Origin of the sequence: Brevibacillus choshinensis (assembly GCF_001420695.1) — a bacterium.
GTDB lineage: Bacteria > Bacillota > Bacilli > Brevibacillales > Brevibacillaceae > Brevibacillus > Brevibacillus choshinensis.
The window spans coordinates 1,750,540-1,765,578 of record NZ_LJJB01000010.1 but is presented as its reverse complement, the minus strand read 5'-3'; the positions used below and the strand labels follow the sequence as shown (position 1 = coordinate 1,765,578).

Sequence of the window (15,039 nt, the reverse complement as noted above, 5' to 3'; positions counted from 1 at the left end):
ACCGTTTCATTGAACCGGCTAACGAATATGCTGTAAAGAATAACCGAAAATGAGGTGATCATCATGACATTTCAAATGCCGGACTTTAGCCATGCATTTGCGCAACGCAGTCGTGACCTCTACCATATTCGTTTCTTGGATGACGGATATCCAGGAAAAGTGATAGAGAACGAAATCGTACCTCATCCGCTTTTCGGAACGTTTGTTATACGAGATTACGTAACACAGTTTGAAGAAACAGGCGCCCCCCAATTGAAGGAAGCGATCATGCGAGTTGCCGATGCAGCGATTTCAAGAATGGAGAAATTCCATGATGCAATCGTATTTTGGTATCCGCTTGAAAGTTCGTACAATTATTCAAATCAACTCTACTACTCCGGTCTCACTCAGTCTCACTACATGCAGTTGTTTTCAAAGGTATATGAATTGACAGGGGAAACGAGATATAAAATCGCCGCAGAAAAAATGTTCGCAAGCCTTAAAATTCCTGTGGATAGCGGCGGTGTGTACCATTTGAGCTCGTATGGCCCTACGGTTCAGGAGACTCCCATGAGCCCTATCAGCCATATACTTAATGGGTGGCTCTCAGCGATTACCAATATCAAAAGGTTCGCGGACACATTTAAGCATAAAGAGGCGCATCAATTTTGGGAAGAGAACATGTCGACTCTAATGAAAATGCTTCCTCTCTTCGATATACCTAAGTTGGCTAACACCCGATATCTCTTGAATGGTCCCGTAGCATTTAAGCTTGTTACGACAATCCAGAACGTAGAGATTCATAAGGTTAAGCTAAAAGTACCAGATGAAGGTATTTATGACATCACCCTACCGGAAATAAAGAAATCTTGGTCTAATTTTATTGAGCCTCGTTCTGTGAGAGTCGAAGGACCAAAGATCTTGTTCAACAATAAGAAAGCGAAAATAACTGCATTGGTAAGCAGGTATCCATATCCCAGCGAAAATAAATTGATTCTAACACTCGCGAGTCCTGAAAATACTACATTATCTGTTGAAATGCAGCATGGTGAATTTCTGCCCACGAAAAATAGACAGCAAAATTGCCAGTTTACACAAATTGCTCATGTACCTTTAGCCAAAGGTTTTAATCAGCTAGAGATTTCCATTCCTCGGGATTTATCTGAATTGGTAGGCTATCCTACTATATTTAAACAAATTGGAACTCGTTATTATAATAACTACCATTTTATTCATATCGTAAAAATGGAGGATTTTTATCAGGATACCGGAGAAAACATTTTTAAACATTATGCTGAAAAATGGAATGAATACGTGAAAATGTGGCCAACCATGGAGCTGTATAATGGAATGGAGGCAAGAACCTATGAATTCATCAGGTTACGTTAACGGAGGTTTACTATGACGGATAAAGTAAAGATTCTCATTCTAATCAGACCATTTGGGATCGTGTATCCGAAACATAGAATTAAGTTCGATATGATTGAGGCCATAGGAGAATATGCTGAGGTACAATATTGGTTTGAAGACGGCGATATTCGCGATATCTTAAAAAAAACGAAGTTCCAACCAGATTTTATTTTCCATTATGATTCTGCATGGCGTTATAAATTGGCACCGCGAATAACTGGTCTTGATCAGATAGATATACCAAAAGGATGTTTTGTTTCTGATTTGCATTATCACCCCTCAGAAGAAAATAAGGAAAAACATCATGAACAATCGAGAATCGATTATATAACTAAGAATCATATAGATCTCGTATTTTCAGTATCGAATCATCCATTTTTACAAGTGTATCCTCAATTTAAGGATAAACACAGGTGGTTGCCATGGTCGATGAATCCTAACGTAATAAAGGATTGGGGATGTAGGAAAGAAATAAAGTTTCTGCTGATGGGTCAATTATATGTAAATGATCTCCAAACCCCCCCTAAAAGGATTCCACCCAAGGGAGATTACAAATTCAGAGAGGCTGTATTGGCAAAAATGAACGGGGTTGAAGGCTTTGTGTTTCACCCCCATCCCGGACATCTAGTATCTGCTTCGGAAAATGCTTATGTAAACGAAAAATACGCGAAGGAAATCAATCGCTCCAACATATTTTTTACGTGCGGAGGACAATTTGATTTTGCAGTATTGAAGTTTTTTGAAGCCCCCGGATGCCATACATTATTGTTGGCAGAGCCCAATAAAGATATGGTGGACTTAGGCTTTGAAGATGGGGTTAATTTTGTGGCTTGCACGGAGGATAATTTATATGAAAAAGCTATGTACTACGACAAGAACATGGAGGAGAGAAAGCGTATCACGGATAATGGATATGCTTTTATTCATAAATATCATATAAACAGTGTTCGAGCACAACAATTTTTAACGTACGTAAAGAACTTTATTCATAATAGACCTAGTTCGGAAAATCCAATCTTTGGAGGGTAACCTTTTACTTAAGCAAGGATTTACATGTATCGTCGGATTGTCTCCGGTAGAATATGTCTGGAAAAACGCGAAGGTCGACCCTGCTTGATACGAGTCGACCTTTTGCTATTTTATGGCCGGTATAAAGCGAAGCAGGACCCCTTACCTGTAATATCACTCCTCACAGCCGGTGCCACCTCCGTTCCGTTCAGTCAACGGATTTGCCCCAAACGGATGATCCACAATGTATAACCATCGTCCGTCAGGCTGCCTTCTTACGATTTCTGAGGTGTGCCCTTTTACTTGCATGTCATTTCCAGAAGCATCGAAGCCGTTCAGGGTGAAATTGGCACGCAAGAGAGCGATATTTTCAAAAGGAATGCAGTAGACGTTGTTGGAATTCATGGTGCCTCGTAGATTGAGCAAATCGTTCAGCGTTTTACGGATGTTTTGTATCCCTTCATCCGGGGAACCTTGTGGAGACATCAAAATGCCGTTTGGCTCATACAAAGCGAGCAGATTGTCGATGTCGCCGGAATTATAGGCGCGGGCAAAGGCGGTATTCATATCTTCGGGATTCATTACCAGATGTTGATGGATAAGATCTGTCATAAGCTCGCCTCTTTCGTTATGATGAATACAATCCCAGCTTAAACGAATTACCGGGCGGACATAAGTACGCAGAAAAAGATGACCTAGTCATCAATACTTAACCAGATGGAGGTCAACATGCCATACCAGGATTCTGAGTTCGGTTGCCCTGTTGACGTAGGGCTGAATATGATCAGCAGCAAGTGGAAGCCGCGGATTATCTATGAATTGCTTCAGCAAACAAGACGGTTTGGTGAACTCCATCGAGCGATTCCCGGTATTTCCAGGCATGTGCTGACTGTACAATTGCGTGAATTGGAGGAAACCGGCATTGTGCAACGAACGGTGTTTCCCTCTGTTCCACTCAAGGTGGAGTATGCGTTAACCGAGTTTGGAAAAAGTCTGGAGCCTGTACTTGCGCAGATGATCGTTTTGGGAGAACATTATATTGCGTTACGCAAGGAAGAGATGAAGAATGGAGCGGACAGTATTGCTTGCAGTCAGCCAGATGCATGATGGGGGAAGAGACTAAACGAAGGGAGAACATGAAATCATGTCTAATTTGCCAAACTGCCCAAAATGTAAATCCGAATATACGTACGAAGATGGAAATCATTTGGTCTGCCCGGAATGCAGTCACGAATGGTCACCAGAAGCAGGTGCCGACAGTGGAGATGATACAAAGATCGTCAAAGATGCCAATGGAAATGTTTTGAACGATGGGGACACGGTGACGGTCATCAAAGACCTGAAGGTGAAGGGAAGTTCCTCTGTATTAAAAATAGGAACACGCGTGAAAAATATCCGTCTGGTGGATGGCGATCATGATATTGATTGCAAAATCGATGGATTTGGCGCGATGAAGCTGAAATCCGAGTTTGTGAAAAAGGTATAGTTGAAGCACAAAAAAGAAGGCCACTCCTATCGTTGGAGTGGTTTTTTTGCAGGTTGGTATTGTTATCTGAGAGCTGTTCCCGATATACTAATTGTAATATTTGGAAAGTGGGGGATAGCGATGCCAGTTTCCAACACTAGTCTACCACAAGCATAACAACCACAGACTAGGAGGATTACTTATATGAATACAGCCTTATCCATGATGCGCTTGGAAACAGAACGCCTCATCATCCGCCCTTACATTGAAAGTGATTTGATGGAGTCTTTTAAACTGATGCAAGATCCGGAGCTGTTCACCTACTTGCATTTTGGTGTCATGACGCTGGAAGACTATCAAAAGCTGTTCAAGTGGTTGATAGACAGCTACCAAACACCTTTTGATCAAGCTTTCAAATATTCATTCGCGATTCATAGCAAGGCGACTGTGCGGAGTCGGCGTACTTGATTTTATCGCACCGGACAAAGAGTTGTATTATTTAATAGGTCGAGATTATTGGGGAAATGGCTACGCGAATGAAGCAGCAGCAGCGTTGACAGCCTATACATTTGACATGATCGGACTGGACCGGCTGTACGCTAAGGCTGACCCACGTAACGTAGCATCGTTGAAAATCTTTAAAAAGCTAGGTTTTACCTTTGACCGCGAGCTCCAAGGATTGACCGGCGATGATGAAGAATGCAATGGCGAGCTGATGTATGTGCTGACGAAAGAACAATATAACAATCGATAGAAAAACGGAAAAGAGGTAGCCTGCATCAAGCCGGGCTACCTCTTTTGCATTCTTATAGCCGCATCTCTTTGGCCATCTCCACAAGCTTGTTCATCGTGTTCCAGTTTCGAACGGTCACCTGTACACCGAGCTTTTGCAGATTCGTGGATAGCTTGGCATCACGAACACTGTGGCGGAACAACAGGTACACATCGCGTCCTGAAATGTGATACTCATCATTTCCGTTATTGGCAGCTGCCAGCTTCTCTATACCAGAGGAGGGCGGCGATTCGGGCAGGAGAGCAACATAGAGGCTCTCTCCCACGCATGAAGCGGCCGCATCAGCAATGAGCTCTGCTGAGAACGGGCAATGGCTGACAATATGCTCCATTTCTTCAGCTGTTCTCATGACGACCGTGAGCGTGATCCCAAAGACGGACGCAATCTCTCGTTCGATCTGCTGACGTACTGAGGCCTCGTCTTCTTGTGACTCAAAGAGGACATTTCCGCTCTGGATGTATGTCTTCACACGACTAAGCCCGATATTCTCTAGCGCCGTACGTAACTCGGCCATCTTGATTTTATTCTTGCCGCCTACGTTTATTCCCCGCAAGAGTGCGACGTAGATGGTCTTTCCACTTTCCACAAATAATCACCAACCAAAATCTAAAGTTTTTCCTGTTTCTACGTACGTTTTTATACTGCTGATCACGTAATGCCAGTTATCCTTCGTCCGTTCATAGGAAGGGTGATTAGCTGGCCACTGATCGTTCACCAGTGTGAGCCTTGTGCAGCTACCTACCGTTTCCAGCGTGACCGTCACCCGTGTTTCCAGATCGGCATGATTTTCATTGTAAGAGGGGCCTGGATGCTCCGTATAGCTCATGCGTTGGAAAGGTTCAAACGCGAGAATATTGCCATAGACGTGAACCGTCTCTTCTCCATCATTCCCAGGACCAACATATTCATAAGGCGCACCGACTTCAAATGTCGATTTCAGGACAGACCCGAAAAAGATAGCTTTCGTCCCTTCTGGTGAAATGAGAGCATTCCACACTTCCTCCGGCTTTGCCCCAATATAAGTCACATACGTGAGTTCCATAGGTAATCCTCCTTATCCTCGATAACATCATTTTTGTAACCTTTTTCCATCATAGAGGAAAAGAAAGAGTGAGTCTTGTAAAAACGCGACAATAGACGGTGACCGTTAGGAAAAAGGGCGTTCTTCATAGGCATGTACGGTTACAAACATTCTCAATAAATAATAGGATAAATCAAATCAGGAAGTTGTAACAGAAAGAGGTAGGTGCAGCATGACTAATCCCCGGAAGAAGGCTCAAATTCGACTATCTCCTCCAGAAGCCACATATTTTAACGAAATCAAATTCTCAATAGGTAATGACCCGTTGGTTCGTGTAGAGCCTTTGAGTGAAATGCCGGGTGGTAACTTCCGAATCACCCTTCATGTTCAAGGCACGCAAAAAGCGCGGGCTCTTGCTACTCTGCTAGTACGGACAAAACAAATCGGGAATCTACGCATACATGTGAGGGTCAAAACCACCGAAGGGAACGTGGTTCAACCCATTTCGCGGGCCCTTTCTCCTCGTGAAATCGCAAACTTCTATCGAGTAGCATTCCGTACCAATCGATTGTTCAATTTTGCCGTGGTCAGGGCGTCTATCAGTTTTACCGCGGTGTACCCCGTGTTTAAGGCCCAGGTGATTCAATTCTTTAATGATGATCTGTCCGACCTGTTCAACAATTTCAATAGGGTAGCCGCATTTGTGTTCCGTGATGTACTCCGAAACACCATCAACCGTACACCGATCCTATTCTCAACAGCACGCAAGAAAATAGGTAGCACGAGCTATCGAAAGTAGAAGGTAAAACGTAGTCTCGTAGGGGACTGCGTTTTTTTCTTGCCTATTTATAACCCCCATCGATCATTTTTTGTTTAGAATGGAAATATTGATTGTTAGTTGGTTTGAAAGGGTGTCGCACATGAGGAAAACACTTGTACTGGCTGAAAAGCCTTCCGTTGGACGAGATATCGCGCGAGTATTGCAGTGTCAGAAAAAAGGAAACGGTTATTTTGAAGGAGATACATATATCGTTACGTGGGCCTTGGGACATCTCGTCACATTGGCTGATCCAGAGGTGTACGGGCAGCAATTCAGTTCGTGGAAAATCGAGGATCTCCCCATTATGCCGTCTCCGCTGAAGCTGGTAGTCATCAAGGAAAGCAACAAGCAGTTCCATACCGTGAAACAACAAATGAAGCGAAACGATGTAAAGGATATCGTGATTGCGACAGATGCTGGACGTGAAGGCGAGCTTGTCGCCCGTTGGATCATTGAAATGGCGCATGTGAGCAAGCCGATCAAGCGACTCTGGATATCTTCAGTGACGGATAAGGCTATTCGGGATGGGTTTCGCAATCTGAAGGATGGCAAAGCGTATGATAATCTGTTTGCCTCCGCTGCTGCTCGTGCAGAGGCAGACTGGCTGGTAGGGATCAATGCCACTCGTGCGTTGACCTGCAAACACAATGCGCAGCTATCCTGCGGTCGTGTACAGACTCCGACACTGGCGATTGTGGCGAAGCGAGAAGAAGAGATTCGTCAATTTACACCGAAGCCATTTTACGGATTGACCGCTGTGGCAGAGGGGCCGATCCAGCTTCAATGGCAGGATCAGCAGACCAAGGATATCCGAACGTTTTCCAAGGAAAAGGCTGATCAGCTATTGGCGGCTCTGAAAAAAGAGAGTATCGCTGAGGTAGTCGAGGTGACCAAGGCCCACAAAAAAACGTTTGCTCCCCAGCTGTATGATCTTACGGAACTGCAACGGGACGCCAACAAGATATTTGGCTATTCGGCAAAGGAAACGCTCTCGATCATGCAAGGCCTCTATGAACATCACAAGGTGGTTACGTATCCGCGGACGGACTCACGCTATCTCTCAGCCGATATCGTAGAGACGCTTCCAGATCGGGTCAAAGCCGTACAAATGAAGCCGTATGCTCCTTTTGCCGCCAAGCTGCTGCGTGCACCGATTAAAGGGAACAAAGCCTTCGTGGATGACAGTAAAGTATCCGATCACCATGCGATTATCCCGACGGAGCAATCGGTCCTTTTGGCGAATTTGAGTGACAAGGAACGCAAGATTTTTGACCTTGTGGTGAAGCGATTCCTGGCAGTCTTGTTCCCTGCTTTTGAATACGAGCAAACCACGATCCAGGCGAAACTGGCCAAGGAGCTATTCATCGCCAGAGGAAAAACGGTACTCGCCAAAGGCTGGAAAGAAGTATACGACCACGATGTGGAGGACGAGGATACCAAGGATGGCGTCGCAGAACAGCTCTTGCCATCGATCACAAAGGGCGATCGACTGCGCATCAGTAACGTTGCCCAGACCAAGGGTGAGACGAAGCCACCGGAGGCTTTTACCGAAGCAGCTCTACTGAGCGCGATGGAAAATCCCGCGAAATATATGGCGAACGAAAGCAAAGAACTGATCAAAACGATCGGGGAAACGGGCGGGCTTGGTACCGTTGCGACTCGCGCTGATGTGATCGAGAAGTTATTTAACAGCTTCCTGTTCGAGAAGCGGGGGAAACACATTTTCGTTACAGCAAAAGGAAAACAGCTGCTGGAGCTCGTCCCGGATGAAATGCAGTCGCCTACACTGACCGCTCAGTGGGAGCAAAAGCTGGGGGCAATCGCCAAAGGTAGCTTGAGCAAGCAGGCTTTTATCGGGGAAATGAAGACCTACGCGAAAGCAGTCGTTCATGAGATCAAAAACAGTGAGCAGACCTTCCGACACGATAACCTGACGAGAACCAGATGTCCGGAATGCAACAAGTTTCTGTTGGAGGTAAACGGGAAGCGGGGCAAAATGCTGGTGTGTCAGGATCGGGAATGTGGGTACCGCAAAGGCATTTCCAAGCAGACAAACGCCAGATGTCCACAATGTCATAAGCGACTGGAATTGCGCGGGGAAGGCGAAAAGCAGACATTTGTGTGCGTCTGCGGGCATCGGGAAAAGCTGACGACCTTCCAAGAACGCCGGGACAAGGAAAAGGGCAGCAAGGTTTCCAAGAAAGAAGTAGCCAATTATCTCAAGGGGCAGGATAAGGATACGGACGAGGGAATGAACTCGGCTCTGAAGGATGCGTTGGCTAAATTCAAGTTTGAGGAGTAGGGGCTAATCTATCGATGCTCATCACTACCCATTTACCACAATACAAGCAAGCCATCTTGTCATTGCCAAAGGATAGGATGCTGACGAAGGCAGACTTGCTGGTCGATGATTTTCTGATGGATAGCGACGGGAAGCTGAGGACGTACTATGCGCCACACAATGAGTATGTCAATCGATCCGCCAAGGTCATCATTTTGGGGATCACGCCCGGCTGGAATCAAATGAAGATTGCGATGCAAGAAGCAAGGCGATGTCTGGAAGCAGGCCTGCCCGACGAGGAAGTATGCCAAAACGCGAAACAAGCAGCGAGCTTTGTGGGTAGTATGAGAACCAACCTGGTCGCCTTTCTGGATGCACTTGATCTACATCAGCATCTGGGTGTAACGTCCTGCGAAGACTTGTTTTACGAGCGTCGATCGCTACTTCATACGACCTCTTTGCTTCGATATCCGGTGTTTGTTGAGCAGCAAAATTATAATGGTAGTGATCCCCATCTAGTAGCTACACCCTTTCTTACAAACGCTGTAATGGGATTCGTGCAGGAAGAACTCCCAGCATGGAAGCAGACTCTCTTGATCCCTCTCGGAAAAGGAGTGGAGAGTGTGCTCCAGCTTTTGGAGGGGGAAGGAAAGCTGGATGCGCTACAATGTCTGTGGGGATTCCCTCATCCATCAGGGGCTAATGGACATCGACACAAGCAGTTTGCGGCCCACCAAGCAAGGATGAAAGTGGCGATCCAGAATTACTTTGGGTAGGATGAATCAAAACGAAAAAGACCCGGTGCCGATGATGTTTTGCAATCAGGCATTCGGGTCTGTTTGTTGTCACGCAATCGTCAGGTAAAAGTGCTGAATCTCTTCTAATGTTTTTTGCGAAGGCTGGATGAATTCGCGATCCCAATCCTCTGGAGGAGAATCGACCGAGATCCCCTTCTCTTTGAGCAATTGATATAATTGTTGGTCCGCTTGAGTAGGGATCCACCAGGTGTAGATGGAGTTGGTTCTGCGGTTAAACAGAGTATCAAAGAAAAACTTCAAGTAGGATGCGATCGATAAGGTGCCAAAGTTGACATCGTGCTCGGGCGCAGGAATCGGATACTGCTTGGGATAACTCAGAGGGCCGTGGTTGATGGAGATTCCGACGAAGCCAACAGGTGGGATGTTATTTCCATAACCGGGGATCGTGAAGGGCAAATCTGCTGCGAAATGAACGCGGATAATCACGGAGTTGATAAATTGTTGTTCCAGCACATTTTCTTTTTCCCAAAGCCCTAGTTCACGCGCTTTTTTATCCCAATAGATGATCGAAGTATTGTGGGCCAACCAGAAGGTCGGGGCCATTTGTTCGAACGTTCTTTCGAATTCCTCGCCTTCCTTGTTGAACGGGTTGAGCAGATCATACCATTTGAAGTATCCATGGGTTTGGCGCCAGTTTTGTCCGATGTTGAGAAAATCAATCATGCGTTGAATGCGAGGCTCCGAACTGCTCTGTTTGTTGGTGAATAGCTGTGCCGCCTCGACGAGATCACTCGTGAAATTGCCATTGACGAAATCCCAGTAGTTGATGTGCCCGGCATCAAATCGTTCGGAACTGACACGGAGGCTGTCCATTTCCCAGTCAGCGAAAGAGGTGACGTCGTTGCCAAAGTAGAGCTCAAAGGGTATGAGTTCCTCGAGGAAGCTGAAGTGATAAGGACTGGCCTGCTTAAACCACGTTTTGATGTATTCGAGTCGAGCTGCGGGAGGAATGATGGCTGCCCGTCTGTAATGGGAAGCTTCTTCGATGGTGGCGGTAAACTCTTCGAATGTCGATGCTGTAGCAACAAACGGGGTAGGAAACGAAAGAAAGTCAATTCCGTTCTCGTCGTTATCGTATTGGATGACAAGATGCTGGGTGAGAGTCTCTGCCTGCGGGGATTTGAAGAGCTGGTTCCATTGGTGTTTGGTAGGATCACCGATTGCCCCGATAATAGTGATGTGGTTGGTACTTTCGCCGCAAAGATAGAGGGCTCCAGAATCTTGGACCACGATCTTGTTTGGGCCACGAACATTGAGCGTTGCTCCTGCTTCTACCGTTACACTACTTCCAGCGGGGATGATCAGGTCTCTGGGTCCGATTAGATAAGGCCCTTCTTCCGCGGTAAGCCTGATCGAGCCGATGATCGTACCGGAAAGGGGAGTGTACCTGTCAACGAAGAGCTGGTAGAGATGATCGGGATTAGGGTCAGGTCCAATAGTTAGCCGAATGAAATAGAGGCCCTCTTTCTCAGGAAAGAAGTGATGAATAATAGGTGAATCGGGTGTAAAGGAAGAATGCTCTAGCCTGGTACCGAATTTGTCATAGATTTCGATGCAGGAGTCGGGGTGTGTCAGATTGTTGATGTGAATTTCGAGTGCATCAGTGGAAGTCAGGGTGATTTCGTACCATTCTTCGTGAGGGTCTATGTTGGGTGAGGTTTTGGCGATTCGCCTTTCTGTCAGAAGAGGGGTAGCAGGTGGGAGTTTCGATGAGATAGTCATATGAATCTCCTATCAAAATCATATTTTTCTAGAAGTATGTATATTCAAAATATAGCTGAGCCGAAGAGGATTAGACAAGAGCTGATTTTGTTCGACATAGAATCAAAGTGTGCATCTGACAGCTTTTATCATTTGACGCGGCAGAACAGGTGCTCAGGCGTTTTTGACCATTTAAGATCCATGTCGATACAAGAAAAAGGGAATTGCATTCGTGCAGTTCCCTTTGCTGTTTTTACACTATGGTCGGACTGCGAGTATATGTTTCTTGGCTTCCAGCATGACTGCGTGAAACTTCTCCCGTTCTTCAAAATGGGGAAAGTGCCGTTTTCGTCTCTGATTTCAGGGGTCCACGATGGAAAAATGAACAGGAGCAGGACGAGGGCGAGGATACTGAGCAATAACACAGGGCGTTTATTTGGAGAGCGCCCATCATGACTCTGTATAAAACACTTTCGCCTGCAGCACGTCCAAGGCTTGTTCAATCATTTTCAGATCTTCTTCGGCAGCACCTTGTAGACGCTGGAGGAAACGCTCCTCGATCCGGGAAAATGCTTCGTCCATCATGTCTTGCCCTTTTTGGGTCAGGCGGATCGATTGCTTGCGCTGATCTTCGGCAACGGTCGATTTTTCACACAGGTTTTTCTCCGTCAGTTTCCTGATCTCCCGACTCGTGTTGGGCATGGACATATGCTGACAGTCACTGATTTCACTGAGGGTGACAGGCTGCTGTACGGCTACATATTCCAGAATGCTGTATTGAACGGGAGTGATATCATCGGGTTTTAGATCTTTGGTCATCTCGTGCTTCACTTGATGTACGGCACTCGTGAAGGTCACGAACTTTTGGAAAAAGGCTGTTTTGTCCATAGTGATCACCTCTTACAGTTACGATAACAAACTAGTTGTCAATAAACAATTATCATTTGACAACTATAATAAGTGCGTGCTACCATTTTGTTATCAAATGATAAGTAATGGGAGTGGTACGATGAATCTGCTCGTGATTTATACACATCCGAATCATCGGAGTCTTAGCTTTTCGTTTTTGCAAAAGGTCATCCAAGGGAGTGGGGAAAATCCTCTGATACAAGAAGTACAGGTACTGGATCTCTATGAGGAAGGATTTGATCCGGTCCTGGTTTTTAATGAGCAAAAGCGCAGAAGGGATATGCACATCGATCCACGACTGGAGAAATATCGGAATCAGATTACTTGGGCAGATAAAATCGTTTTCGTATATCCGATCTGGTGGGGACGACCGCCTGCCATGCTCTTGGGATATATTGACCAGATGTTTGCTTCTGATTTTGCTTACAGAGACAAGAAGGGGCTACTGCCGGAAGGGTTGCTTGCGGGGAAGTCGGTCGTGTGCATTTCCTCGATGAAAGGGCCCACGCATTATCCGTTGTTTTGGCTGAATAACGCTCACAAAATACTGATGAAGAGAGCCTTGTTTCAATTTGTGGGGATGAAAAAGGTGAAGTTCTTTGAATTTGGGAACATGGAGAGTCCGAAGGGGAGGCATGAAGAGAAATTGGAGAAGGTCTATCGTTATTTCAGAGGAATGGCTCAGTAAAAAGGAAAAGACCCCCTTCACCAATAGGGGATCTTTCCGACCCGTGAATCAGGAGCGATCCGATTCGTACAGGGAAGCGGTGTCAGTAGCCTCAAACAACAACGCTGCATGGCTGTCTAAATAAGCGACCATTTTGTCGTACATGGCATTGCCAAAGCTGAGGCGCTTTACTCCCCACTTGCGGAGCAGCTTGCCATCTGTAAGACCAGGCAGTGGCAGAACATTCAGAGGTGCGTTTACTTGGGCAACGATTGCTCGGATGTCCGCTTCGTCCTTTACCCCAGGGACAAAGATTCCGCTGGCTCCGCTCTCCACATAGCATTTGGCTCGATCGATCGTTTCTGCTAGCGGATCTTCTTTTTGAAAATACGTATCGATTCGGGCGTTGATATAAAAATCGTGAAAGCCGCTGTTATCGAGAGCGGTTCTGATTTTGTGGAGAAGGTCTCCATGCTGGGTGATGTCTCGCAAGCCTGCTTGGTGCTTGAGCGAATCCTCCAAATTGATGCCCGCGACTCCCACATTTGCCGTCCGCAACACATTCTCGATGATGGCAGGAGCATTTTCCCCATAGCCTGCCTCGATATCGGCAGACACCGGAATCTGCACGTGCTCGACAATCCCTTTGATAACGGCGAGATGCAGGTCAAAATCTATCTTTTCTCCGTCTGTAAAGCCGAGTGAATGTGCGATTCCCCAGCTGGTCGTACCGATTGCTTTAAAACCGCCTTTTTCGAGAGCGCGTGCAGAGGGGATGTCCCAGGCATTGCCCATAAACAGTAAGTCATCCGTATGATGAAGAGCGTGGAATTGCTGAAAGGTTGTCATGAAAAACACTCCTTGGTTATGGGGATGATTTAGCTTTTGGTTAATTCCATGCCTTGGCACCCCTCGTTTGTGCCGGTGTGCCCGAGACGCAATTCCCACAGCTGTTGCCCGCGGTGGAAAAACGGATAGGCGATAAAGGTCAGCAGCATGAGGATGGCAAAGATGAGAGGACCTTGTCCGAAGCCCAGCAGGTTGAGTAAAATCCCCCCGAACCACGCGCAAGCGCTCTGGCCAATAAAGGCGAAGCCACTCGCACCATAGTAAGCTCCTCGCAAATGGCTGGGGGCAATTTCCCCGATCAGTACATCCCCAATGACAAAGCTCAAAATCTCACCCGCCGTAAAGATAACCATCGATAGGGCCAGCAATGCCAGATTGTCAAAGAGTCCGAATCCGAACAGACCGAGTCCAAATAAAAGGCAGCCAGCCTTCAAGGCCGTCAGGGAAGAAAACCGCTTCATCAGCTTTGCCAGCGGGTATTGCAGGATCAAGACAGAGAGCGTGTTGATAATAAACAGAAACGAGTAGGCTTCGATCCGATCGTGACCAATAAACTGCGACAAAGTCGTATCGAGGTGCGAATAGGCTCCTGCCAGAAAGACGTTGCCCAAGAGAAAATAGAGAAACACCTTATCCGTAAAAACAATGCGGATCATTTGCTTCATCGGGGTCCCAGACGACTTTTCCTGGAGCTCGTGCCGAAAGGAGAGCATGAAAACGACCAGGACGATCGCGTAGATGGCAAAGATGACGGCACTGACGTAAAACGGCAAGAGCGAGGAAGTACTGCCTGCTCCCAGCTTCAGCCCCACTAATGGACCAATCGCTCCGCCGATATTGATGGCGAAATATCTGGCATGAAAGGCATCGGTGCGGCGTTCAGGAGGAGTCACATCTGCCAGCAAGGCACGGGCAGTCGGCTCAAAGATGCTCCGGCAGAGGCCATTCAAGCAGCTCATGAGGAAGAATTGCCAGATCTCATCAGCGAATGCGAACCCCAGCAGCGTGAGGCTCCATGCAGCCATCGCCGCAATCATGACCGGGTATCGCCCCAGTCGATCGGATAACGCTCCTCCGACAAAGCTGCAGAGGGTCCCGACCAAAAAGCTGGCGGCTAAAATCGCGCCAACCGTGGCAGGATCGATGCCTTTTCCTTTCCCCAGATAAATCCCTAAAAACGGAATGGTCATGAAAAAACCTGTACGTGACAGGAAGGTTCCGATAATGACACCCCAGGCGACGGGATGGAAGTCTGCCATCGCGCGGAGCTTTTGTATAAAGCCATTCATTTGGTTCTCCCCCTCTGGAATTGTCTCTT

Annotated in this window: 17 protein-coding genes; 10 read left to right on the top strand and 7 right to left on the bottom strand. The window is 46.7% G+C overall.

What is annotated here, in order from left to right; genetic code table 11:
• Window positions 1–63: 63 nt before the first annotated feature.
• Together AN963_RS18315 and AN963_RS18310 are read left to right on the top strand one after the other, a co-directional pair.
• Window positions 64–1,368, top strand: a complete 1,305-nt coding sequence (locus tag AN963_RS18315; protein ID WP_055745957.1) for a D-glucuronyl C5-epimerase family protein — start codon at window positions 64–66, stop codon at window positions 1,366–1,368.
• Window positions 1,369–1,380: 12 nt separating this feature from the next.
• Window positions 1,381–2,418, top strand: a complete 1,038-nt coding sequence (locus AN963_RS18310) for a glycosyltransferase (protein ID WP_055745956.1) — start codon at window positions 1,381–1,383, stop codon at window positions 2,416–2,418.
• A gap of 153 nt (window positions 2,419–2,571) precedes the next feature.
• On the opposite strand, the gene AN963_RS18305 is transcribed toward AN963_RS18310, so the two are convergent.
• Window positions 2,572–3,009, bottom strand: coding sequence for a YybH family protein (locus AN963_RS18305; protein ID WP_055745955.1), 438 nt, complete (start codon window positions 3,007–3,009; stop codon window positions 2,572–2,574).
• Window positions 3,010–3,126: 117 nt separating this feature from the next.
• Between AN963_RS18305 and AN963_RS18300 the strand changes: the two genes are divergently transcribed.
• From AN963_RS18300 to AN963_RS32010, 4 genes are all read left to right on the top strand, one after another.
• Window positions 3,127–3,504, top strand: a complete 378-nt coding sequence (locus tag AN963_RS18300; protein ID WP_055745954.1) for a winged helix-turn-helix transcriptional regulator — start codon at window positions 3,127–3,129, stop codon at window positions 3,502–3,504.
• Between the two features lie 37 nt (window positions 3,505–3,541).
• Window positions 3,542–3,883: a zinc ribbon domain-containing protein YjdM gene (locus AN963_RS18295; protein ID WP_055745953.1), complete on the top strand. Its 342-nt coding sequence runs from the start codon at window positions 3,542–3,544 to the stop codon at window positions 3,881–3,883.
• Between the two features lie 183 nt (window positions 3,884–4,066).
• The gene (locus AN963_RS32015) at window positions 4,067–4,330 is read left to right on the top strand and encodes a GNAT family N-acetyltransferase (RefSeq protein WP_236708015.1); all 264 of its coding nucleotides are present in this window, start codon (window positions 4,067–4,069) and stop codon (window positions 4,328–4,330) included.
• A gap of 22 nt (window positions 4,331–4,352) precedes the next feature.
• The gene (locus AN963_RS32010; protein ID WP_236708014.1) at window positions 4,353–4,616 is read left to right on the top strand and encodes a GNAT family N-acetyltransferase; all 264 of its coding nucleotides are present in this window, start codon (window positions 4,353–4,355) and stop codon (window positions 4,614–4,616) included.
• Between the two features lie 52 nt (window positions 4,617–4,668).
• Here the strand turns inward: AN963_RS32010 and AN963_RS18285 are convergent, their stop codons facing one another.
• Together AN963_RS18285 and AN963_RS18280 are read right to left on the bottom strand one after the other, a co-directional pair.
• On the bottom strand, window positions 4,669–5,241 hold the full coding sequence (locus AN963_RS18285) for a DUF1697 domain-containing protein (RefSeq protein WP_083496973.1): 573 nt from the start codon (window positions 5,239–5,241) through the stop codon (window positions 4,669–4,671).
• 6 nt (window positions 5,242–5,247) lie between these two features.
• Window positions 5,248–5,697 (bottom strand): SRPBCC family protein, encoded by a 450-nt coding sequence (locus AN963_RS18280; RefSeq protein ID WP_055745952.1) that lies wholly within the window; start codon window positions 5,695–5,697, stop codon window positions 5,248–5,250.
• Between the two features lie 211 nt (window positions 5,698–5,908).
• Between AN963_RS18280 and AN963_RS18275 the strand changes: the two genes are divergently transcribed.
• The 3 genes from AN963_RS18275 to AN963_RS18265 all read left to right on the top strand — a co-directional run bounded on the left by AN963_RS18275 (window position 5,909) and on the right by AN963_RS18265 (window position 9,553).
• Complete coding sequence (locus AN963_RS18275) at window positions 5,909–6,475, top strand: hypothetical protein (RefSeq protein ID WP_055745951.1); 567 nt, start codon at window positions 5,909–5,911, stop codon at window positions 6,473–6,475.
• Between the two features lie 121 nt (window positions 6,476–6,596).
• Window positions 6,597–8,798 carry a DNA topoisomerase III gene (locus AN963_RS18270; protein ID WP_055745950.1) on the top strand — a complete coding sequence of 734 codons (2,202 nt, stop codon included), beginning with the start codon at window positions 6,597–6,599 and terminating at the stop codon, window positions 8,796–8,798.
• 14 nt (window positions 8,799–8,812) lie between these two features.
• A complete protein-coding gene (locus tag AN963_RS18265; RefSeq protein ID WP_055745949.1) occupies window positions 8,813–9,553 on the top strand; it encodes a hypothetical protein in 741 nt (246 codons plus the stop codon).
• Window positions 9,554–9,622: 69 nt separating this feature from the next.
• On the opposite strand, the gene AN963_RS18260 is transcribed toward AN963_RS18265, so the two are convergent.
• Both AN963_RS18260 and AN963_RS18250 read right to left on the bottom strand, forming a co-directional pair.
• Window positions 9,623–11,317, bottom strand: coding sequence for a hypothetical protein (locus AN963_RS18260; protein WP_055745948.1), 1,695 nt, complete (start codon window positions 11,315–11,317; stop codon window positions 9,623–9,625).
• Window positions 11,318–11,746: 429 nt separating this feature from the next.
• Window positions 11,747–12,184: a MarR family winged helix-turn-helix transcriptional regulator gene (locus AN963_RS18250; protein WP_055745946.1), complete on the bottom strand. Its 438-nt coding sequence runs from the start codon at window positions 12,182–12,184 to the stop codon at window positions 11,747–11,749.
• Window positions 12,185–12,305: 121 nt separating this feature from the next.
• Here AN963_RS18250 and AN963_RS18245 point away from each other — a divergent pair, with 121 nt between their 5' ends.
• Entirely contained in the window at window positions 12,306–12,893 is a 588-nt protein-coding gene (locus AN963_RS18245) for an NAD(P)H-dependent oxidoreductase (protein ID WP_055745945.1), read from the top strand.
• Window positions 12,894–12,941: 48 nt separating this feature from the next.
• Here the strand turns inward: AN963_RS18245 and AN963_RS18240 are convergent, their stop codons facing one another.
• Both AN963_RS18240 and AN963_RS18235 read right to left on the bottom strand, forming a co-directional pair.
• The gene (locus AN963_RS18240) at window positions 12,942–13,721 is read right to left on the bottom strand and encodes an isocitrate lyase/PEP mutase family protein (RefSeq protein WP_055745944.1); all 780 of its coding nucleotides are present in this window, start codon (window positions 13,719–13,721) and stop codon (window positions 12,942–12,944) included.
• A gap of 29 nt (window positions 13,722–13,750) precedes the next feature.
• Window positions 13,751–15,010 (bottom strand): MDR family MFS transporter, encoded by a 1,260-nt coding sequence (locus AN963_RS18235; protein WP_055745943.1) that lies wholly within the window; start codon window positions 15,008–15,010, stop codon window positions 13,751–13,753.
• Window positions 15,011–15,039 lie beyond the last annotated feature (29 nt).